We start from the raw sequence: 23,248 nt of genomic DNA, 5'->3' as shown, positions 1-23,248 counted from the left end.
TGCTACAAGGGTTCACGGTAAATACTTACTTTTTTTGTGGAATTAAGGTTAAATGTATTATATCCACAATAAAGATAAGGAGTAACTTATGAACTGGCCTTTATTTTCTGTCATTTACTCAATGACAGCTACCGTGACTATCGGACTTTTTATGATTGGTGCTCTCATTTCAGGGTTTGATGAGATATTTCATATTCAAATAGCAGTGGGATTGGGTGTTTTGGCTTCAATACCTGCAGGATTATTCTTTACCAAAAAAATTGGCAGTATTACTGGGAATGAGGAAGGCTATAAGACATAAAGGCGAACAGTAAGACATAAAGACAAGCAGGGTTATCGATGTGAAGTGGAACTACCTATCAACAAACAAAAAAAGACCTCAATATTGAGGTCTTTTTTATCGTTAGAATTATTTGCTAACTAGCATCGAAGCTAGATTCAATAAGGTTCTATTTATTGAAGTTCGACAACCGCGCCATTTTCGATATTGGCATACACTTCTAACACATCCCAGTTGGTCAAACGAACACAACCTGCTGAGCCTTGACGACTGATACCTTCAGGTACTGGTGAGCCATGTAAACCGTAAGATGGCTTAGATAATCCCATCCAAACGACACCGACTGGGTTGTTTGGTCCTGGTGCTATCATATGAACTTTCTTTTGAGCGCCTTCACCAACGGTTGATTTATACCAAGGCATTTTCACTTTATTGATGATTTTGAACGTGCCTTTTGGAGACGGTGTGGCATCGCTACCAACGGTCGTCGGATAAGTAGCAACCAATTTGTCACCATTGTAGGCATACAATGTTTTGTCGGCTTTGTTGGCAACCACGCGATTGATACGTTGGTTCAGCTTGTCACGAGTATTTAACACTGTGATAGTCTCGCCAACAGCATATTTTTTATTTTTGTTGAGTTTATCTAAGTAACGTACATCCATATGGAAACGTTCACCTAGCATCTCTTTGATATCTTGATAATAAAGACCTTTCATTTTTGACTTCGCTTCTGAACCAGAAGGGGTAGTCGCAAAATTGGTATTGATATCGTCTGCGGTCAACGTATAAGTGACCAGTACAGGTTTGTTCGCAGGGATATTTTTAACCAAGGCATCCCAAGTTTTTTGATCCATTTTACCAGTCGCTGGCAAGCCTTTCATCGTTTGGAAGTTAACAAGGGCTTTTTTGCTATTCATACCCCAACCGCCATCAATAGGACCAGGAGAAGCATGGTTCCAATCGAGCAGCGCCTGCATTTTGATCGTCATCGCTGAGTTGACTTTCATATTAGGTGACCAGACAGCACCATTCACTTGCTTAGCATAGTTCGACAAGTTCAGTGTTGTATGCTTCTTACCATCTTTGTCTTCGATGTTTTTGATGGTTGGATCATCGCTAAAGTCTTGACGCTTCTCACTCTCTGGCAACTCAAAAGCGAGTGGATCAGACGAGTCGATAGATGATAGGTCGCTAGGCGCAGCAACGGCTTGACCTTCACTAATGTCATCATTGCGGTCAGCTTGCTCATCTTTACGCGTCAGTTCTGCTGCACTCATATTGTCAGCAGCTGGGGCTGGCACGTTTTGGTTGGCTTCTTGCTTATTATTGATAAGCTGGTTCATGCTGTCGACTGGTTTCGCTTTCTCTGTATTTAACTGTACAGTAGCAGCGCCATCTGAGCGACTACGGTTCTCTTGCACATTAAGGCTGACCTTTTTAGCAAGACCTGGCATAGCGTCAGCCGTGCGTACTGGCAATGTGCGAGTACTATCGGCAGGTGCAGCAAGTGCGGCTACACTAGCACTTACAGCTGCGATAGATATGGCAGTAATAATTGGCTTTATTTTCATCATATTGAGTCACTTGTGGTTGCTACTAATGCGGCTATTATGCGCATAATTTGATTGCATCGCAAACTTTTGACACATCTTTTTGCATTTAAGACTTGCCAAACGTCAACTGCTGACGTATTCGCTACAGTTGGGTAATAATTTAACCAAGGTGTGTATGGCGTCGTGCTCGATTCTTACGCAAACTGTTCATTATTCGCACTATTTTTTGTGCAAGTAAAAATGACAGTTATTGGCGCTACTAGAGGTTTACGTCTATAATGTATGACTGAATTTTATTTAATGTAACGATTTTTAGCAAAAAGCAATTTAACCCGCCAGCAGTTAATCCACAAGGTGCGATATGTCAGAAGACCAAACAATGAGTGCAGAAGAGTTTCAAAACCAATACTTCAATGATGAGTCTGAGGGCTTAGACGGTGAGATGGAGTATGATTTAGAGACTGGACTTCTTGGTGAGCACGATGAATTTGCTAACTTACATGCAGAGCTAAACGAAGCACGTGAGCAGCTCGTCAGTATTCGCGACTTTATTCGTTTTTCAGTCACGCAGCTGCGTAATTATGACGTCGTTGTTGCACAAGGCACGACCGATGAGTTTGCAGAAGCGTCAGCCATTGTCCTGCATTCTTTGTCTCTCGATTGGTCTGCCAATGAGCAAATTTTAGACTGTCGTCTGACCACGTCTGAGAAGCAGTTGGTACTAGGGCTGTTAGAAGAGCGTATCGCTGAGCGTAAGCCGCTCAGTTATTTGATTAACTTGTCGTACTTCTGCGACCTGCCTTTTTATGTTGATGAGCGTGTTCTTATCCCGCGTTCACCGATTGCAGAGTTGATTCGTCAGCAGTTCCATCCGTACTTTGAAGTTACTGACTTGGCCAAACCACTGGGTGTCAGTCCGAACGAAAAGTCAGCGGTATTTTATGACCATGGCTTGGATGTGAAGCAATTGTCACAGCCTGAGCGTATCTTGGACTTGTGTACTGGTTCTGGTTGTATCGCAATCGCGCTTGCTACTCGTTTCGTTGATGCGTTGGTCGATGCTGTTGATATCGATAAAGGCGCGTTAGAAGTGGCAATGGTCAACGTCGATCATCATGACCTTGGCCATCAAGTCAACGTAATCGAGTCTGATTTGTTTGCCAAGATACCTGCTGAGAACCAGTATGAGCTTATCGTCACCAATCCACCGTATGTGGACGCTGCTATCATGGCAGATTTGCCGCCTGAGTTCTTATATGAGCCTGAGCATGCACTAGCAGCGGGTCAAGATGGCTTAGATTTGGTACATCGTATCTTATTTGAAGCGCCAGATTACCTTAGCCCAGATGGGTTGCTGATCTGTGAAGTGGGTGACAGCGAATGGGCGCTAAAACAAGCCTATCCTGAAATCCAGTTTGATTGGTTGAAGTTTGCACATGGCGGACATGGTGTCTTTGCGATTACCTATGATGAGCTAGTCTCAAACCGTCAATTGTTTGCCTCTTATGTTCAGCTATTAGATAGCCTTCAATAGACAGATATTAGGTTAAATAGACGTCGGCTTCATGAGCCGAAACTATAAGCAACAACTACAATCACTCATTATAAGCAACACAAGCAATAATCATGAGTGATTGGTCACATAGTCATCAGTAGCGTTTACTTGTTTAAGGACAGTTATGGCAGGCAATAGTATTGGGCAGGTTTTTACGGTTACCACTTGCGGTGAGTCGCATGGGGCAGGCCTTATGGCCATCGTTGATGGCGTACCACCAGGTTTAGCATTATCTGCAGACGACCTACAAGTAGATTTGGATCGTCGCAAACCGGGTACGTCTAAGTATTCAACCCAGCGCCGTGAGTCTGATGAAGTTGAGATTATCTCTGGCGTATTTGAAGGCAAAACCACAGGTACGTCTATCGGTCTATTGATTCGCAATACCAATCAAAAATCTAAAGACTATAGCGATATCAAAGATACTTTCCGTCCTGGACACGCTGACTATACTTATAGTATGAAATATGGCTTCCGTGACTATCGTGGTGGCGGTCGTTCGTCAGCGCGTGAGACGGCTATGCGTGTAGCAGCTGGTGCTATCGCCAAGAAATACTTGCAAGAACGTCTAGGCGTACAAATTCGTGGTCACGTGACTCAGATTGGCAATGAGGATAGTAATGTCTTAGACCCAAGCCAAATTGACTGGGAATTCGTAAATAGCAATCCGTTCTTTTGTGCAGACAAAGAAGCGATTGGCCGGTTTGAAACTTTGATTGATAACTTGCGTCGTGAAGGCACTAGCTGTGGCGCGCGCCTTGATATCATTGCGAGCGGTGTACCAGTAGGCTTAGGTGAGCCAGTATTTGATCGTTTAGATGCAGATATTGCTCATGCGATGATGAGTATCAATGCGGTCAAAGGCGTTGAGATTGGTGATGGGATGGCGGTAGCAGGTCAATTTGGACATAGCGCTCGTGATGAGCTGACCCCAGATGGGTTTGCAGCCAATCATGCCGGCGGTGTCTTGGGCGGTATCTCATCAGGCCAAGATATCCGTGTAAGTATTGCTCTAAAACCAACGTCTAGTATTACTACTGCTGGCAAGAGCATTAACACTCAAGGTGAAGCAGTCGATATGCTGACTAAGGGTCGTCATGATCCTTGCGTTGGTGTGCGTGCTACGCCTATTGCCGAAGCGATGCTAGCGATTGTAGTGCTTGATCACTATCTACGTCACCGTGGTCAAAACGCGGATGTGAAGCCGCCAGTACAATCGATTACTTAGTATTTTTGTCGTAGAGTAATCAGCCCTTTGTTGTTTCCAGTAGTTTAATACTAGAAATAATAAAGGGCTTTTTTATGTCCAAATAAAATAGAGGTGTTACCTAAATACAATTAATGTATTGAGCGAGCAAGATATCAGGCTGCCAGTTGATATTCATCAATAGCTACGCACTGCTGGTATCGAAATACCAATAACAACCGCTGACTAGGAATCGCTAGCCAATGACCAAACTCAATACTATCGACGCCTTGGCTTGATAAGGTTTGTGCACAGTGATGACGGCTAAAGCCGATTAGGCTCTTGACGATAGGGTTATCCGTTAATTGATGTGACATAGATTTTCTACTCCTAATTTACTTTACGAATTTGACGGTTCAACAGACCCTAGTGCTATCGTAAAACAATGAAGTAGAAATCCTGTGTAGTCATGATGGAAAGTTGATGAACTGTTATATAGTCATTCCACTATAAAAGTATTACAGCGTTAACCTCTCTTGAAGTATCACATATACATCTGCACTCGGTTGCCTTGTACTACTCTTAAATTGAATCGACTATAAGTTATTATTCTCAAGCTAAGGGCAAGGTAATACTAACCATCACACCAGAACGCTGGTTTTTACCATTATCAGTGGCTTTATCATCATTGGCATGGACATTATTGATGGCTACCTGACCACCATGATGTTCAATTACTTGCTTCACTAGTGTTAGACCAAGCCCAGTGCCTTTTTTAAGTGTATTACTACTATAGTCAGTCTGCCTTGGCTCAGTCGTTGGATCTGTCGACTCTGTATATAGATCATTGTTGTCTGTGCGATTCGTTGTTTGAGATGAGGGTTGGCTTTGATGAGACAAGCTAAAGTAACGCTCAAATGCTTTTGCGACAGCATATTCGGGTAGTAGCTTACCATCATTGAATATATCGATAGTGATGGTTCGAGCAGTGCTGTGCAATGAAATCTCAACGGTACGATTTGCAAAGTGTATCGCATTATCAAGCACGTTTTGCAGTACCTGTATTAACCAAAACTGATCAGCATACACACTAGTCGCTGCCAGTATTTCTGCTGGCAAGTTTGCAATGTTGGTCACATTCTTATTACCAATATATATATCGATAGGGTATAGATTCTGCTGTTGCTGCTTGGCTGTATTATCTTTGATCAGGCTTTGCAAAAGTGGTAATAGGGGAGTCAGTTGTCGGTTGAGCTTAAAGGTAGGCTGTTCTACTTTAGCAAGCAATAGTAATCGGTCGATGAGCTGTTGCATTTTTACGCTTTGTTCACCTACCGTCTCAATGAGCATCTGACGATCTTCATTATCTAGTTTATTGCCATCTAATCCATCGTCCTCTAACAGCTCGCTACTGGCACGTATGGCGGTCAAAGGGCTTTTTAGCTCATGGGTCAAAGTATGGACATAATCAGTGACGTAAGCACGGTTTTCAAGTCGATGCTTCATGGTCTCGATGGTATCTGTCAGGCTATTTAATTCATGACCCAGATAGAAATAGGGCTTTTTAGTGTCTTCTGCCAGCGCGCTAGTATATTGAGTCACCAAGGTAATGCTTTGCTTAAGCCACCATGCTACTAGACCTGCCAGTATAAGGGCTGCGATGCTGATAAGTAGTGCGGTGATAAGCATACGGTTACGTGTGTCATCTAAATAAGGCAATACGCTAGCGACAGGCTTGCCAACACTGACCACACCGATGATATCTCCAGACGGATTTTTGATGGGCTGAGCCACATACATGACCGAACCATCGCGCCGCTGATAATCTCGCAGCGTGCTTCTTGCGCCGTATTGTCCCTTTAAGGTGAGATAGACATCGTTCCAGCGCCCGTAGTTTTGCCCTTCATTATTATCAGGTTTGGGTAGAGAATCATAAATGACGATGCCGCTACTGTCTGTCACATATACGCGAAAGCTACTGTAGCTTTTGGTTTGATCGACAGGACTGAGCGTTTCGCCCATCGCTGGCATGCCGACAAATGCAGCATCAAGTTGCGCTTGATATTCCTCATCATATAACTGTCCTGTAGATAACGGCACCTGTAGACTGGCCGCGAGTAATTTACTGGTGTCTAGAAGCGTGTCTTCGATGACCTGCTGCGCGGTTGGCTTGACGTAGCCAAACAATTGAGTAAACACGACCACGCCACATATGACGAGCACCAACGCAACGGCTAGCCAAATTCTAAAAAATATACTTAAATTGAGCAGTCGTTTGCGTTTGGGAGCTTGCTGAGCAGTACCGATAGGATGCAGTTTGGCATACCAATTGCTTTGGTCATTATGAATATCATTTTCAGCAGGATTGGTTTGATTATTCATAAACTAGCAGCCACTGTTAAGAGGGACATAGTGCATAACCCAGTCCGCGATGCGTATGGATGACATCGACATTAGCATCTACCATAGCAAGCTGTTTACGAATTGATTTGATATGACTGTCTATAGTGCGTGCCAAACGGTGGTCAGGATAGTCGCTTACTGCGCTAAGCAATTGCTCACGGCTAAAAATTTGCTGCGGCGCTTGTAATAACGTCAGCAAAATTTTGCGTTCTGTATTGCTAAGCTCAAGCTTTTGCTCTTGCCATGTTAATGAATAGTTGAGCGGTTGATAATGCCAAACGCCAGATTGGTTCTCAAACGTTAATGCTTGTCCTGATAGATTATTTGAGGAAGTAGTATCAGTACGGTTATCTGAATTTGTAGTATGAGAGCTTGACTGTTGAATCAGCTGTTCACGTCGCCAAATGGCTTTTAGGCGTGCGACCAATTCACGTGGGCTAAAGGGTTTGGCGCAATAATCATCACCGCCCATCTCCAATCCCAAAATCCGATCGACCTCATCGCTACGCGCGGTCAAAAACACGATAGGCAAATTTTTTAAGGCATCGATATCAAGTGTATGACGTATTTGTTGACATAGGCTCAAGCCATCACCATCTGGTAGACCGACATCCATAATGATCGCCGATAGATCTTGTGCTTCATGACTATGCAACATGGGTAACACGCTACTGGCATTATCCAACCAAGTTATTTGCCAGCCTTCGCGCTTGCAGGTAACCTTAAGCGACATCGCGATCGCAGGATCATCTTCTACCAGTAAAATATGGGTCATAGTCTCTACATCGTCTTATAGGCTTAGTAAATTATCGTAGCACAAAACAGCAGACTGCTCTTGCTGCCACGAGTTAAATGGTGTGAAAAGTTAATGGAAAAGTAGGGTGCTCAGTAGATAGTGTGCGATGTAATTATTTTAATGCATTTAAAAAAGGCCAGCTCAATGGGTAAGCTGGCCTTGGTAATAAAAACTAAGCGTGGTTTTTTATTAATAGACTAAGCGTAAACCTATTTAAGACCTTTGCAGTTGGCATAGTAGCTCACTGTAGCGGGCCAATCTGAAAAAATGCCTTGGACACCGACGTCCTGCGCTAGTACGTCAATATAATTCATCATATCACCATCATTGTTGATAGCATCGCTAAGACCGCTATAGTACCAATCGCCACCATCCGTTAATGGCCCTGAACGCTCTATCGACCAGGTAATGATTTTTAGACCATTGGCTTTGGCTTGTTTTGCGTATTCTGATGGTTGCATATTTCCCTTACCATCATTAGTGACTAGCAACCAAAGTGCTGGAGCAATGGTGTTTATGCCACGTGCTTTGATATCAGCCAATGAGTGCTTCCATGTGGCTGCGTCATCTTTATCAAATGTTTTATCCTTAGCGGTCTCATTGCTGTCATCAATAAGATAAACGGCATTAGCCCCATAAGCTGGCTCGTTTTTGATCCAGTAATCAAGATCTTCTATATTGAATGACTGGGCAAATACATCACTTGCAGGTACATTCGCTGCCTTATAAGTATCTATCAGCTGTTGGCGGTAGTCGTTCAAACGATAGCCGTTAAACGGCATGGTCACTGCAGGCGCTTTTAGCTCAGGCGTGTGCTTCATACCTAGCTGACGTGCCAACGCGATATGCTCCGTTAAAGTTAACACTTTGCCGTTTTGCGAGTATAAGTCCGTTCGCCAAGGCGCGGTTGCATTCATATATTCACTAATACTGGTTGCTTTTTTATTGGCAGCATCCATCTTACCCGTCAAGGTTTTAAACTGAGCCGCACTGATATCTGAGGTGCGGCATTCGATACTGTCGGCATTGGTAAGTTTGCCTTTAGCATCTAATATGGGCGGTACAGTGCATTGGTTTGCTAGCGGCGTGGTTAGAATATTAGTAGTGGTGTGCAAATCGTTTTGGGCATGACGACAGACAAGCTCGCCGTCATTGGTAAAAGCGACATCACATTCCAAGATGCCAGCACCCATTTGTGCTGACGCCACGTAGCTATCATAAGTATGTTCAGGGAGCTGTAATGGCGCACCTCGATGTGCAATAGAGAAGTCTGTCTTACTTGGCAGTTGCCCCCTGCATGCCTGTAGCTCTTCTTTTAGTGGTCCTTCGTCCATATCGTTTATCAGATAAAACGGACGCACTCCATAGGTATATGCGACAGGTGAGGACAATTGTGGCTGTGATTGCGGTTGCGCTGTCGATGAAGGAGATTTTGATGTGAGCATTGAGCGGCTATCGGTAGTGCAGCCTACTATCAATAATGAGCTGATCAGCGTTAAAGGTAAGGCGAGATTAATCTTATTAACCTTAGCCGGCGTCTGCTTACTCAGCTCAAGCGCTGATTTATTAGAAATTGTCATGTAAAATGTTCCTGCAAAATTATAAAAAATCCTATCGGTCAGATTGATAGGAATTGAAAAATTAACGTTTGACTATTGGTTGCTACTTGCCAAAAGAAGCTAAGGGTCGTGCATTCTTGTAAGAACTTAGTTTTGTAAGAGCTTAGCCTTGTAAGAACTTAGCATTAATGCGGATACAATTGTAGGCACATGTACTAAAGAATAGACAGCTGACAGTATTTGAGCTTATCGGTCGTAAAATCATACGTGTCTTCTTATACTGTTCACATTTTCGCTATTGTCCGTTTGGTACCTCACTATTGACCATACTCTTAAACTAACAGATGATATTGACCATATAATGACACACACATTATTTTGGCAAAAAATATAGAAATGCTTAAGGCATATCTCACTACATTATTAAGGATAATTATGAGTAACTATTTAGATGCAGTCGTCGTTGAGCACAATCCCTCTCAAAAAAAGATAGATCGCGCAGTGATTTGGCTGCATGGCTTAGGTGCTAGCGGTCATGATTTTGAGCCAGTGGTACCGCAGCTTGGCTTGGCTGATGATATGGCAGTACGTTTTATCTTCCCACATGCGCCTAAACGCCCAGTCACGGTAAATGGCGGCATGGTGATGCCAGCATGGTACGACATCATAGAGATGAGTCTAGAGCGTAAAGTAGATGTGGCTCAAATTGAAGAGTCTGCTCAGCAGATACAAGATTTGATCAGTCGTGAGATAGAGCGAGGCGTGTTACCAGAGCATATCGTTATCGCAGGGTTTTCGCAGGGCGGGGCAGTTGCGTATCATGTGGCACTTGGCTATCCAAAACGTTTGGCTGGCTTGATGACGCTCTCTACCTACTTAGCAACCAATGACAATATTGAGTATAGTGCTGCCAATAAAGACATGCCGATTTTGATTGAGCATGGCTCGCATGACCCAGTTGTGCCTGTCATCCTAGGTGAGCAAGCCCAGCAGTTATTGTCGGCAAAGGACTACAATGTGTCTTACAATACGTATCCGATGGCACATCAAGTCTGTATGCCGCAGATTCAAAATATCGGCAAATGGTTAAACGCTGTTTTGGCGTAAATTATTAAGCTGTAACGTAATGTAATGCATGCTACTTATAGGTTGAAACCTAACCGATATCTCCTATATAATAAGCGACCTTATTGGGGATGTTCTGGCTTCGACGCTGGTGATGAAACTCAATGATGCATGTCGAGAGTGTATGTCCTCTCGTTAATCAAACATATATTGTTATAGTCGCAAACGACGAAACTTACGCTCTAGCAGCTTAAACCCTGCTTACTTAGTTGCTGATCACCTACAGTTGGTTAACTAAGTTGAAGCGTCCGCATGTAGGCTCGCCACAAGTGATTGTCTCAATTGCTTGGGTTCAAAAGTAGAGAATCGTCTAATCCATCCTGACTGTCGGATCGGTGCGGATTAAAACTAAAGACAGAAACTAAACATGTAGATTCATGAGCGTAATGCTGGCGGACGCGGGTTCAACTCCCGCCATCTCCACCAAACATTGATAAAGGGCTGACCGTCATAGACGGTCAGCCCTTTATTTTGCCTGTCTTTTGGCTAATTGCCGTACAGGGTTGACCGTCATAGAACGTGACAAGCCGTGTAAAAATGCGGTATATTTTACGGTATATTTTATACCGTTACGAGAATATACCGTCATGTCATTAACTGATAGCCAAATCAAACGCTTAAAGCCTAGCGATACTTGCACACCTAGCCGACCTGACAAATATAGTGATGGTAATAATCTACGCCTATGGGTGCGTAGTACAGGCAGTAAAGTATGGGTATGTGACTACAAGTATGCAGATAAACGCCAAAGCCTGACTATTGGCAAATATCCAGCAATGAGCTTGCAGAACGCAAGGCAGCGCAATATTGAGATAAAATGCTTAATAGCTGATGGTGTGAACCCTAAAGACCATAAGAAAGAGCAGCAAGCCAGCCAAGACGGTTTAAATATTTTCGATAACATAGCCCAGTCATGGTATGCAGAACGCAAAACCTACCTAGCAGAAAACACCTTTTCCCGTAATTATTCCGCCTATATGCGTGATGTGAAGCCGTCTATCGGTCATAAAAATATAAACGACATAACCCCACCTGATGTATTGGCTATTGGTAAAGCAGTAGAAAGCCGTGGCGCTAATGAAATGGCAAAGCGTACTATTAGAGAAGTAGGGCAGATATTCAAACATGCGATACGCAATGGACTAGCCACACATAACCCAGCCACCGACCTAGCCGAAGCCATAAAGCCACACAAAACAATCAACCATCACCGCATTACTAGCCAGCAACTACCTAAACTACTAACAGACATCAATGCTTATCAAGGTGATGTACTGGTAAAACTGGGTTTATGGTTCTTATGCTATACGTTTGTGCGTACCAATGAATTACGCTTTATGGAGTGGTCAGAGATTGACTACAAACACGGTTTATGGCGAATACCAGCCGATAAGATGAAAGCCAAGCGTTTGCACATTGTGCCACTAGCACCACAAGCAATGGCGATACTGGAGCAGATCAAAGAGCTAGGTTTTTCGGATCAGTACGTTTTCTTTAATACCTCAACTCGTAAGCCATACAGTCAAAGCGCATTTATTAATGCCCTATGGAATATGGGTTATAAAGGCAAAATGACGGGGCACGGTTTCCGTGGGCTTGCCAGTACCACACTGCATGAAAAAGAGTTTATGCACGAAGCGATAGAGCTACAGCTGGCACATGACAGAGAAAACAAGATCAGCGCAGCATACAACGGAGCGCAGCACCTACCATACAGAATAGACATGATGCACCAGTGGGCAAAATTCATTGACGATGCTTACGCTGGCAAACTGGATAACGTGATCCGTGCAGACTTTAAAGGACAAAAACAAAAGCTAGGCTAACACTTAGCACCAACTATGCAAGGCTAGGACTAATTACCCGAACGACAGCTATTTACACACCCTTATGCTGTCACTGCCTTGCGCCTATTTTGATAAAAGGGTGTAGGGGTGTGTATTGTGAGTACTTTAATTGATGAACTAGAAGCGCGTAAAAATGACTATGTTTTAGTAGCAGATGTCATAACTTTGATGGAAAATGCGACCAATAGCACACCTCATGAGGTAGTAAAATACCTTGACGCACATAATATCGATGAGCAGATATCTATATTCTATATGGACGAGAGCTATAATTTTGAGCCTTATAATGGTCACTTAATAGGTCTAGGAAATGATGCAAACCGTACTTATTTCCACAAGTCTGATGTGATGGCGTTTGAACCAATCACAAAGCATAATGTTTTTAAAGAAAGTCTATACACAAATAATATAGTCGCTGATGTTTACGGGCGAACTCATGATGTTAATCAATATAAGAAAAATCGCGAGGAAACCTACTTAACACTAAGTGAAACAATTGATTTAATTAATACCAATATCAACCCTAGCAACCAGTATGGATTATCTGTTGATAACACTAAATTAAGAGACCTAGCTAGGAAAAAGAATTTTACACCTTGTTTTTATTATCATGGCTATGTTGGTGAAATAGATTATCAAGGCATTTTGCACACAGAAATTATCGCTGGTTACTTCACTTATAGGTTATTAACTGAGGAAATTTGTGGTTTCGATAATTACATGGAACTACCCAGTGATGGAGTGAAGATTTACAGAATTATCGAAAGGAAGTCCGCAAGGTTTGCAGATTATGATGATGGATTATTTTTATTCTATAAAAACCCTAATGGACTGACCAATGCTGAAGCAGATAGGCAAACGCATGTTGAAGCGGACGAAATTAGGTTTGTAAAACGAGAAGTAGATAGCTACATAGCATCGCTCGCGAATAACAGTATGAGCCGAGACGACACACCAGCACAGAATGATAGTAAATTACTCGCAAAGCTGAAAAAGTTACAATCTGAAAATGACGACCTTAATGCTAGGCTGAGCACTGCTAGAAACACTTACAAGCAACACCGAAATGAGATAAAAGCACTCACAGAAAAGAACGAAAAAGCGGACAGTGAAAAAGCGGAACTTATCGAGCAGCTGAATAGCGTCCAAGCAAAGTTGGCAGACAAACAGACTGATAGCGCTATACTTTCAAACACTGATATTCAAAACATAAAGAAAGCAGCTATCAAGCAGTTCAATAGAAGCCTAGCGATGGCTTTGATTGACCTAGATTACCAAAGTAACCTAAGAAAGGGTGACATAGTCAATTTCATAATACCTTATATGAAAGAGTTGGCATATGTACTTGCTGATGAGCAGGCAGATAAAGCTAAAGTTTTGACGGTAAAAAGTAAGACAATTTATGATACTCACTTACAAGGATTAAAGTTTAAGCAGGGGACACAGACTAAAAAAGAAAGAGAACGAGTAAATATTGAACTTTTATTCAAAAAACAATTACCCGTCACGGAATAAATACCCCGTTAAATACCTTTCACAGCCCGTAAGCCCTCTATTTAGAGGGTTTTTTGTTATCTAAGCTATCCATATCGCAGAACACCGCTGCGATGCCACTTACACGATATGGAGTAGTTAGAATGACATACCCAACCCAAAACACCTCAGTTATCCCTTTGACTGGTAACACTTCTCACGATACCGAACTAACCACTGCAAACAGTCCAGTTATTCAACTGCCTACTACAGGTATGGGTAGAGCAAAGGACATTTTGCCGTTCCTACCTTTTAGCAAAACCACCTTGTTTGAATGGTCAAAAGATGGGCGTTTTCCAGCTGGCAGAAAGTTATCACCAACGATGACCGCATGGAGCTATGCAGACGTTCACGAATGGCTTAATTCTCACACCTCAACCACTAGCGAGGTGTAAGCCATGAATACACGGCAACCAAAGCAGACCTATAGCCAAATCATTATGGCGCACCTAATGGCAGGTAAGACTATAACCAATATGCAAGCCTATGACGAATACGCCATCACTTGTTTGGCTCAGCGCATTAGTGAGATACGAGCCGATGGCGTGATTATTCAAGATGAAATGATTAAGCAGAACGGCAAACGCTTTAAGCGGTACTGGATAGATCAGCCGACACCGCAAACCATAGAGGAGGTGTAATCATGCTTACTATCTCAAACAGTAACATAGGTATGAAAGACGGGCTTTACTCACTCAATGACCTACATAGAGCTAGTGGCAGTAAAAAGAAGCACCAAGCCAGTAACTTCATGCGATTAGAAGCCACAAAGGGCTTAATTGCTGAAATAGACCGTTCCTCAGATATGAGTAACGGAACAAATTCAACAGCTTACAAGGTTATTCAAGGTGGTGACTCAGAGCAGCAAGGCACATTTGTATGCCGTGAGCTTGTCTATAGTTATGCAATGTGGATCAGCCCACGCTTTCAACTACTGGTTATACGTGCCTTTGACTCGATAGCTAATCAGCAAAATCAGCTTAGCCAGCGACTCAATGAGCTATGCCATGATCTTAATATTGTTGATGCTGGACTCACTAGCGCAGGTCGTTTCCTTTGCAAGGTTGGTAAGCAGATCAAGCCACAAATACAGCATGATATTGATAGCACCCTAAAACAGATGCAACCCAGCCTTTTAGACGTGGAGGACATGCAAGATGAGTAATAATGACAAAACCAATCTAAAAGCGCATCACGGGCAGCACAGCGACAGCCAGCCACATAAGCGTGGCTTATTACTTAGCTTTGTCATCTTTATGGCATGGGTGGCAGGTATTGGCTTGCTACTCTCACTAATCGCGTGCCAGCCAGTCAATGCAAAACCGATTGCAACCGATGATAGTAGCGGTTACTATATAAACCTCTCAAAAAAACACGCAAGCGGACAGCCAATCCGTAAACCTTTGGCTTTTTATGTGCCTGTCATTGGTATGGACTCTCAATCCTCAACCAAACAGACAGACACCGCCCTAAGAGCGCATTTAAGCGCATCAAGGGGGCAAACCATCATATCTATAGCAAATCACTTGCTAACCGACTATGACGGGTTGACGCTGCAAAATAAAATAGCCTTTGGGCGAATATGCAGGGCGGTTGCTTGCGTGACCGAGAGTAAGACCCGTCACCCTATACTTCTACCGTATAGCGTGGCACATACTCAAAAAACGACGCAAGGAGGGCATTATCATGCCTAATTCAATCCGTACGACCTCAAGCACCCAAACCACTACTAACAGCACACCAGCCACATTCAAGGCAGGTGATAGCGTTCTGTGCCCGTCATTGAGCCTTAACCCGTTTGTACTTCACAATGACCCATACGGCAAGCGCAAACTATTGGCACTTACTCACGATGACAGCCACTTGTACTATGACAAGCAAGGTTATTTTGTCCCAGCATGCGATAAGCAGATAGGCGATTATCAGCCGTCACTATTTCATGACACGCCAGCAAACCGCCAAGCGATAGCCACGCTATACAGTGGCAAGAAAACCAGCCAACACACAGTAATAGACATGACCGAAGCAAACGACAATGAAGTTATTGTTATGTCATCTTTTGAGTTATCAGATATTGCTTGTGATCTTGAAAGCGCAGCCGTTGTTATAAGTGACATTGGCAAGCTGTTAGCACTTATTCACTATTAGAAAATAAAACCTGATGTTGCTATATCAATGGCACGTTTAACGCATGACACTACTGAAACATGGCACGAACTGCTACAAAGCCAGTTAGGTTCAATCAAGAAAACCCTAGCAATGACTCGTTACGGCAAGGAGGGCAGCCAGTGAAAACCTACCCTCCAAAACAAAGCCGTAAGCACGCCAAGCGCAAAAGCTACTACAAGAAGTACATAGCCATGCGCCAGCCTAAACAGTCACACGCAAGGGGGAACAGATGACCACCACACCACAAACGATAGACAATAAAAAAGCCCATGCGGACAACATGGGCGCTCATACTCTCTTACAGGATTGCAAGCCACCTACAGAGGAACAGCTGGCAAACAATCCGTTTTTAATCAAACTCAATGACATGCTAGAACCTGAACGGCTGCTATTCGTTACAGGTGACACCACTATATATTATGGTGAACAAATTGGCAAAACTGAACCAACAGCCAACACCATAGGCTTAGCATTGACCGACAAACAAGGCGATACAGTAGGCGCGGTATTCTACACACCAAACAGCAAAGCAAAGCCCATTGTCATTGATCCTACAGGTTATGGCGCTATCGTCATTGGTGAGCCAAACAAAGCCAATGAGATGATAGCGTTTAATGACCTTGATAGCGGTATTGATGTTTACAGCTACCTGATGGGCAGCGATAAAACAATCATTGTTAGCCCTCACAAAACCAAGCAGTGCCTTAAAAAGATGGTGCAGCACTGGAGCAGTGGATCACAAGTAATTGTTTGTTCACCGATAGAGGTTATCGCTAAGACACGGGACACAAGCAGCGGTACATGGGGGCGGTTATTGCAATGGCGTGATGATGACAGCGTATCGCATACATGGTCAATGCCGTTATCACTACTGAAAGGTGATGCAAGGGAATACCGCCGTGAGCTAGCTAGTCAAGGCTTGAACATTACCACCAACCCCAAACAGCGCAGCTACTTAGACACCTATATTCAAAACTACCCTATTCACAAACGGGCGTTATGCGTGGATAAGTTAGGCTGGCACGATAAGCAATATATATTACCTGACAGAGCCATAGGCAGCGATAGCAAGCAGCTTATCGTCTATCAGTCTGCAAACAGCATTAACAGCACCCTAACCCAGCAAGGCACATTAGATCAATGGCGCGATAAGCTGTGCAAACCACTAGCAGAACAAAGCCGTTTTGTTTTCTCTATTGCTTGCGCGTTCGCAGGTCAATTACTGGAATTATTAGAGTATGACGGGGGCGGTTTTCATCTCTTAGGATCATCAAGCATGGGCAAGTCCCTATCGCTTAAACTAGCTGCTAGTGTATGGGGCAATCCTGACAGGTACGTTAAGACATGGCGCAGCACTGATAATGCCCTAGAAGGCACAGCAAGCGAGCACAACGACAGTTTTTTGCCACTCGATGAGATTAGCGAATGTGACCCCAAGATAGTAGGCAAAACCGTTTATATGCTGGCTAATGGTCAAGGTAAAGGACGTAGTACCACCACGGGACACAATCGCATTGCTAAAACATGGCGCATTATCTTTTTGTCTAATGGTGAGGAGTCGCTACAAAACTTCATGGCGCAAGCAGGACAGAAAACCAATGCAGGTATTGAGGTTCGAGTCGCGCATATAGATGCTGATGCCGGCAAAGGGTTAAAGACCTTTGATAGCTTAGTACTGGCAAAAACAAGCGAAGCACAAGCTGATAAGATCAAAGAGCTGTCACACGCTTACTATGGATCAGCTGGCATTGCATGGCTAGAACATATCACCAGCGACAAAGCAGCGACCACCGCCAACGCTGAGCAGCTTGTCAGTAGCTTTATGAGTCAGTACAGCGACCTGACAGCACAGGCGCATAGAGTGGCTAAACGGTTCGCTATCGTGAGCGCAGCTGGTGAGATAGCAACACAGGCAGGTATAACAGGCTGGCAAGCAGGACAAGCAACTAAAGCCGTGATGACATGCTTAGATAATTGGCTTGATAACTATGGGCGTGATGGTGAGCATGAGCAGCGCCAAATCATAGAGCATATCAAAGCATTTATTGAACAACATGGAGCGAGTCGCTTTCAACCTTGTCACATTCACATACATCAAGATTTTGAAACCAAGATAACCAACCGTGCTGGCTATCACAATTACGACACAGGGGAATATTACTTCTCTACCAGTACCTTTGATGAAGTCTGTTCACCATTTAACAAAAGCAAAGTATTGCAAGTGTTAGATGAAGCAGGATTATTAAATGTGACTGAGAATGACCGTAAGACTTGCAAAGTGCCTTTACCATTCAAAAAGAACCGCCAACGTGTTTATGCGGTCAAAGGTGAGATATTAAGTTGTGAAACTATAAAAAGCACTGGGACAGCTGGGACAACCCATACACCGCAAGGGCTAGAACCTGTCCCAAGCATTAAAATACCACTGGGACAGCTGGGACAAAATAGCTCAATTTGTTAATCTGTCCCAAGTGTCCCAAAGGCTAAAAAAGGGCTGGGACAGCTGAAAGCAACTAAGTACGGGCGCTGTCCCGTTGTCCCAAGTGTCCCAAGCAAAAAAGTAGATGCAGACAAAAATAATCAAAGGCAGCCGTTTAGCGTCTGCCTTTTTTTGTGCCTGATGTTCATAAATGTTTATCGTGAGATCAGTTTGAGCACTGGCAGCCTGTTAATAAATGTTAAGGTTTATCTAAGTTTTCGGACACGTTAGGCGATCACAGCCAAGCCCTTTTTATAGTGTAAAGATACCCTAAGGTTTCCCCTAGGTTGTTGGACACGTTAGAACCCAATAAAACCCAACATTCAAAATAAAAACACGAAGTAGTGAACCTGTCAAAACTTGTGGTCTATAACATGTCAAAACCGTACATTCAAAACCAATTTGCATGTTGTCATTTGTTAACATTGGCAGACAGTACCGACTTAATAAAACTTAACATTGAGAACCTGAGAAAACCTGAACCCTCACATAGTAGAACCTCATAAAACCTCACATTGAAACGTTAGAAAACCACATATCGCAAACCTTATAAAACCTTACATTCAAAACCAAACAACACACCGCGCAATGCTGGCTTGAGACTTACCGTAATCTTACCGTTGCCTAGTTTTCGGAGTCCGTAAAAGGGGCAATTTACGGACATCATAAGCAGGGTTAAAAATGAGTTTATGGAACAGTACGCACACGCGCGAAGCAAGCACCAATGACGGGGTTCTTGGAGTCCATAAAAGGGGTAGTTTCTTAACAAGTACGAGGCAGGTTATTAGACACATTAGAGTTATGGGCACAGTACGCACACAGTTGCAGCTTATGCCAATGCTGGCTAGTTTTCGGACATCTTAGAGTGCAATTAAAATAATACTTTGAGTCCATAAAAGGGGCAATTTACGGACAAGTATCGAGGGGGGGGCTATAAATCGAGATTAAACAGACAAACCACATAAGAGCGCCCCTATCCACACGCACAAAATAAAAACCGTTTCAAAAAGAGGTTAAAGGTAATTTTGCGACAAGTATCGTAAGCGCATGACTTACAGCGATCAGTAGTAGGTTAAAGCCATGTTAAAAAGTTAAAGCACGGATTTTATTGGTCATGCTAAGGTGTGATTTACTAAACAGGTACTAACAGGCGGATAGATGAACAAGTTAATCCCTATGATCTTATTATCACTGACAGCTTGCCAGCCTATAGATGATACCGTTAGTGATACTGATGATGTTATAGAGGTTAACGATATTTATTGGTCAAGTTATGGCAATGTTGAGCCATACCCGTTTACTACTCAGTATGGGCATATTGCTTGCAGTTTAAACGAAGTAACATATTATCCTGATGATACGATCAATGATGAGTCGCAAGTAGGCTTACCATTAAACAAGCTAGCTCAACAAAGACAAGATGAAAGCGGTATAACAGCAACCGTACCAAACGCCATAAAGCCTAATGCTGATTTGTCCGAAGCTATTAGAATGGGGCTAGATAGGTGCAAGCAGGTACAACAGCAATTAGATAAACTTAGATCAGAAAGCGGTATGTAGAACTTGCCTAATAATTTAGATAAAGTTTAGAGGTAGCAGTTACAAGGGGTAGTTACCAATCGAAAAAGTGGAAGCAGGGAAAATAGGAAGCAAAATAGCGTACTTCTTACTATTTCTATTTAGTGCCAAGTCAATACAGCAAACGGATAGCAATGGAAGCAAACGTTTTTAAGGAAGCACAGGAATAACCCCCATTGGTGGTAATTACCAGACGCACACAAAACGCACGATATTTGCACTTATAAAAGCGGTATTAATCGAGCGCATGCAGTCATTAGCAATTCAACCCCATGCAAACAAGAAACAAGTTGGTTTAAGTATCTCAACTTTCAATAAAATTCAATCAATTTACTTATACTCACATAAAAGATATAATTCTGAAATTTTGTCATGCATTGTTGTGGGATAAATATGAAATTCAGAAAAGATATTAACGGACTTAGAGCACTTGCCGTCATCGCTGTTGTTCTATTTCACTTTAATGCTTCTTGGATGCCGGGTGGCTTTGCTGGGGTTGATGTCTTTTTTGTGATCTCAGGTTTTTTAATGACTGGGATTATATTCAGAGGAATGGATCAAGATAACTTCTCAGTTTTTAATTTTTATGTTGCTCGAGCTAATAGAATTATTCCTGCTTTAGCGTTGCTTTGCTTGGTGTTATTGGTCTTTGGATGGTTTTATCTTACACCGCTTGAGTATAAGGCATTGGGCAAACATGCTGCTAGTAGCGTAAGTTTCTTATCTAACTTTGTTTATTGGCAAGAAGCTGGTTACTTTGATGCAGCTTCTCATGAGAAATGGTTGCTACATACTTGGTCATTATCAGTAGAGTGGCAGTTTTATATCATCTACCCGTTGGTACTTCTAGCTCTACGTAGATTTCTATCTATAAAGACTCTGAAATTACTACTCATAGTTGGCACTGTACTTGGCTTTATATTTTCTGCTATTGCAACCTATAAATCACCTGATGCAGCCTATTATTTGTTTCCTACTAGAGCATGGGAGATGATGCTGGGTGGAATTGCCTACCTTTACCCTTTTACACTACAAGAAAATAGAAAGAAGCTCGTAGAGTGGATAGGCTTGATATTAATTATTACCTCTTACTTCTTAATTTCAGCAGAAAATCTGTGGCCAGGTTATTTAGCCATATTCCCTGTTGTCGGCTCATTTCTTGTTATTCAAGCCCAACGTAATGATAGCCTGATTACCAGCAATATAGTCTTCCAAAAACTAGGAGCGTGGTCTTATTCGATCTATCTGTGGCATTGGCCTTTTGTGGTTGTTATCTATAAATTCTCATTGCCTGATTACTATATTTATATAGGTATGGTACTTTCAATATTGCTAGGATTCTTAAGCTATAAGTATGTTGAGAAAATTAATTTCCCAAGAAGTTTTCCTACTCTTTTAAGTTATTTAAAATGTAAGCCAGTTTATATCGCTTTAATTGTAGGGGCGCTGGGTAGTGCTATCTTTATAAAAAACGATACAATCAGATTTTATCAGATGTCATCTCAACAAATAGCATTTATTGATAGTATGGTAAGAGGGGATTATGAGTGTTTTGACAAACCATACCAGCATAATTCAGAAAATGAGTTTTGTACCATAACTAATGGCACAAAAAATATTTTAGCATTTGGAGATAGCCACTCTTACTCTTTATTGCCTGCAGTTGAGCAGCTAGCTAGGGATAATAAACTACAACTTACATACACCGGCTATAGTGGATGTCTTCCACTAATAAATACTTATGTAAAACGAAATGATCAAGAAGAAAAGTCATGTGATGAACTAAACAACAAGATAAAAAAAACTATTATGACTGGAGTTTATGATTATGTGCTTTTGTCTGCAAGATGGACTTATTATACAGAAGGTGACTATAAAGGTGATGATATGCAATTTGCTTATACTGAAGCCAATAAAAATATAAGTCAGGAAAATTCTATTAAAGCGTTTAAGTCAGGTATTCGAGATACTTTTAAAGAGTACTCAAAAAGCAAATCTCAGATTTATATAATGCTTCAAATTCCTCTACAGGAAAAGCAGCCTGATGAAATACTCTTCAATTCCTCAAAGAACAAGGTAACTAACATTAAGGCTTTAAATGGAAATTCTGTTTCTACAGATAAGCATAACCAGTTTCAGAAAATGACAAACGATATCATAAAAAAAGAAGCAAACCTCTTTGAGAATATTACAGTCATAGATCCTACCGCTACTATGTGTAATAAAAACAACTGCCCAGTTGGTAACGAGCAGACTTCATATTACTTTGATGATGATCACCTGTCTGTATCAGGAAACCTTAAGCTTAAAAATTTCTTAGAATACAATATACTTTCTAAGTATTAACCTTATATGCAATCTGGGAACTCGAAAAAGGACTCTATTGAAAAATAGCGTCCTTATTTATTACTCGTCATTTACTTGTTTCATTTTTGGTAGTAGGAGATTGACATATTTCTTGATTTCCCTATTGACGACCTTGACCATCAAACTAACAGTAAGGTCAAAGCGATTAGACGAACACTTTCACGCTATAAGACAGCGTTTAGGCTGGCACTATGGATCAAGCCACACCCAAAAGGTAGGCACTGCGGTACTTATAAACGGCTATTCATAAAATGTATAAAGAAAGAGGGTGGTCATATAGACAGAATCGCGGCTATTGATGAGTTAGTGAAAAGCAGGAAGCAACAGCTAAACTTTTAATTTCGCTTGCGTAAAAAAATATATATGGCAGCGGTCACTACTGGTGAAGCTGTGAACAATGACACCGCCCTAGTATATTGAGAAATGTCGAAAGGATAAGCTGGAACTTATTATTTTGTAACCAGCTTTATGAGCATTTAGGTAGTCAAACAGGCGCAAAAACCTAAGTGACTTTTATAAATTGCGGTATATTTTGCGGTATAAATTTTATTTAAAAAATAAATATATAATAAAAACAGTAACTAATATTAATGGTTTAGTTTCCGCCATCTCCACCAAACATTGATAAAGGGCTAACAGTCATAGACTGTTAGCCCTTTGTTTTGGGCGTTTTTTGGGTTTTTACTATCTCGTAGGAGTATGGCGAACCATATAGGATGTTGGTATTATTTTTGGTATTAAAGTTTATATACGCTCTCAATACTAACAAAGGATAGCCCAATGCCCTTAACTCATACCGTCATTAATAAGCTATT

At 42.1% G+C, this 23,248-nt stretch carries 19 protein-coding genes and 1 other RNA gene; 15 read left to right on the top strand and 5 right to left on the bottom strand.

Annotated elements, in window-relative coordinates; all coding sequences use genetic code 11:
• Positions 1-88 precede the first annotated feature (88 nt).
• Entirely contained in the window at positions 89-301 is a 213-nt protein-coding gene (locus Q0788_RS03890; RefSeq protein ID WP_298808025.1) for a hypothetical protein, read from the top strand.
• A gap of 152 nt (positions 302-453) precedes the next feature.
• On the opposite strand, the gene Q0788_RS03885 is transcribed toward Q0788_RS03890, so the two are convergent.
• Positions 454-1,857 (bottom strand): L,D-transpeptidase family protein, encoded by a 1,404-nt coding sequence (locus Q0788_RS03885; RefSeq protein ID WP_193834241.1) that lies wholly within the window; start codon positions 1,855-1,857, stop codon positions 454-456.
• 340 nt (positions 1,858-2,197) lie between these two features.
• Between Q0788_RS03885 and prmB the strand changes: the two genes are divergently transcribed.
• Complete coding sequence (prmB, locus tag Q0788_RS03880; RefSeq protein ID WP_290177709.1) at positions 2,198-3,370, top strand: 50S ribosomal protein L3 N(5)-glutamine methyltransferase; 1,173 nt, start codon at positions 2,198-2,200, stop codon at positions 3,368-3,370.
• A gap of 145 nt (positions 3,371-3,515) precedes the next feature.
• The gene (gene aroC / locus Q0788_RS03875; RefSeq protein ID WP_298808022.1) at positions 3,516-4,619 is read left to right on the top strand and encodes a chorismate synthase; all 1,104 of its coding nucleotides are present in this window, start codon (positions 3,516-3,518) and stop codon (positions 4,617-4,619) included.
• Positions 4,620-4,753: 134 nt separating this feature from the next.
• Here aroC and Q0788_RS03870 read toward each other — a convergent pair whose 3' ends face one another.
• From Q0788_RS03870 to Q0788_RS03855, 4 genes are all read right to left on the bottom strand, one after another.
• Positions 4,754-4,954 carry a hypothetical protein gene (locus Q0788_RS03870; RefSeq protein ID WP_298808020.1) on the bottom strand — a complete coding sequence of 67 codons (201 nt, stop codon included), beginning with the start codon at positions 4,952-4,954 and terminating at the stop codon, positions 4,754-4,756.
• 235 nt (positions 4,955-5,189) lie between these two features.
• Positions 5,190-6,959 (bottom strand): two-component system sensor histidine kinase CreC, encoded by a 1,770-nt coding sequence (gene creC, locus Q0788_RS03865; RefSeq protein WP_298808019.1) that lies wholly within the window; start codon positions 6,957-6,959, stop codon positions 5,190-5,192.
• A 16-nt stretch (positions 6,960-6,975) separates the two neighbouring features.
• Entirely contained in the window at positions 6,976-7,755 is a 780-nt protein-coding gene (locus Q0788_RS03860) for a response regulator (protein ID WP_298808017.1), read from the bottom strand.
• A 230-nt stretch (positions 7,756-7,985) separates the two neighbouring features.
• A complete protein-coding gene (locus Q0788_RS03855) occupies positions 7,986-9,356 on the bottom strand; it encodes a glycerophosphodiester phosphodiesterase family protein (protein WP_298808015.1) in 1,371 nt (456 codons plus the stop codon).
• A gap of 414 nt (positions 9,357-9,770) precedes the next feature.
• Between Q0788_RS03855 and Q0788_RS03850 the strand changes: the two genes are divergently transcribed.
• The 12 genes from Q0788_RS03850 (at position 9,771) to Q0788_RS03795 (ending at position 22,412) form a co-directional block, all read left to right on the top strand.
• Positions 9,771-10,442, top strand: coding sequence for a dienelactone hydrolase family protein (locus tag Q0788_RS03850; protein ID WP_298808014.1), 672 nt, complete (start codon positions 9,771-9,773; stop codon positions 10,440-10,442).
• Positions 10,443-10,527: 85 nt separating this feature from the next.
• Positions 10,528-10,886, top strand: a transfer-messenger RNA (tmRNA) gene (gene ssrA / locus Q0788_RS03845).
• A gap of 161 nt (positions 10,887-11,047) precedes the next feature.
• Positions 11,048-12,286: an integrase arm-type DNA-binding domain-containing protein gene (locus tag Q0788_RS03840; RefSeq protein ID WP_298808013.1), complete on the top strand. Its 1,239-nt coding sequence runs from the start codon at positions 11,048-11,050 to the stop codon at positions 12,284-12,286.
• Positions 12,287-12,403: 117 nt separating this feature from the next.
• Positions 12,404-13,822 (top strand): hypothetical protein, encoded by a 1,419-nt coding sequence (locus tag Q0788_RS03835; protein WP_298808012.1) that lies wholly within the window; start codon positions 12,404-12,406, stop codon positions 13,820-13,822.
• A gap of 122 nt (positions 13,823-13,944) precedes the next feature.
• On the top strand, positions 13,945-14,235 hold the full coding sequence (locus tag Q0788_RS03830; RefSeq protein ID WP_261868782.1) for an AlpA family transcriptional regulator: 291 nt from the start codon (positions 13,945-13,947) through the stop codon (positions 14,233-14,235).
• Positions 14,236-14,238: 3 nt separating this feature from the next.
• Positions 14,239-14,481, top strand: coding sequence for a helix-turn-helix domain-containing protein (locus tag Q0788_RS03825; protein WP_261868783.1), 243 nt, complete (start codon positions 14,239-14,241; stop codon positions 14,479-14,481).
• A 2-nt stretch (positions 14,482-14,483) separates the two neighbouring features.
• Positions 14,484-15,005 carry a KilA-N domain-containing protein gene (locus tag Q0788_RS03820; RefSeq protein ID WP_298808006.1) on the top strand — a complete coding sequence of 174 codons (522 nt, stop codon included), beginning with the start codon at positions 14,484-14,486 and terminating at the stop codon, positions 15,003-15,005.
• Positions 14,998-15,534: a hypothetical protein gene (locus Q0788_RS03815; protein WP_298808004.1), complete on the top strand. Its 537-nt coding sequence runs from the start codon at positions 14,998-15,000 to the stop codon at positions 15,532-15,534. Before Q0788_RS03820 ends, Q0788_RS03815 begins: the two co-directional genes overlap by 8 nt.
• A complete protein-coding gene (locus Q0788_RS03810; RefSeq protein ID WP_298808002.1) occupies positions 15,527-15,988 on the top strand; it encodes a hypothetical protein in 462 nt (153 codons plus the stop codon). Before Q0788_RS03815 ends, Q0788_RS03810 begins: the two co-directional genes overlap by 8 nt.
• Positions 15,989-16,238: 250 nt before the next feature.
• Positions 16,239-18,470 carry a DUF927 domain-containing protein gene (locus tag Q0788_RS03805; RefSeq protein ID WP_298808001.1) on the top strand — a complete coding sequence of 744 codons (2,232 nt, stop codon included), beginning with the start codon at positions 16,239-16,241 and terminating at the stop codon, positions 18,468-18,470.
• A 1,176-nt stretch (positions 18,471-19,646) separates the two neighbouring features.
• Entirely contained in the window at positions 19,647-20,048 is a 402-nt protein-coding gene (locus Q0788_RS03800; RefSeq protein ID WP_298807999.1) for a hypothetical protein, read from the top strand.
• A gap of 411 nt (positions 20,049-20,459) precedes the next feature.
• Positions 20,460-22,412 carry an acyltransferase family protein gene (locus Q0788_RS03795; protein ID WP_298807997.1) on the top strand — a complete coding sequence of 651 codons (1,953 nt, stop codon included), beginning with the start codon at positions 20,460-20,462 and terminating at the stop codon, positions 22,410-22,412.
• Positions 22,413-23,248 lie beyond the last annotated feature (836 nt).

It is taken from the genome of uncultured Psychrobacter sp. (genome assembly GCF_947500265.1).
In the GTDB taxonomy this organism is placed as follows: Bacteria; Pseudomonadota; Gammaproteobacteria; order Pseudomonadales; family Moraxellaceae; genus Psychrobacter.
This window is presented reverse-complemented; position numbering and strand designations above follow the sequence as displayed.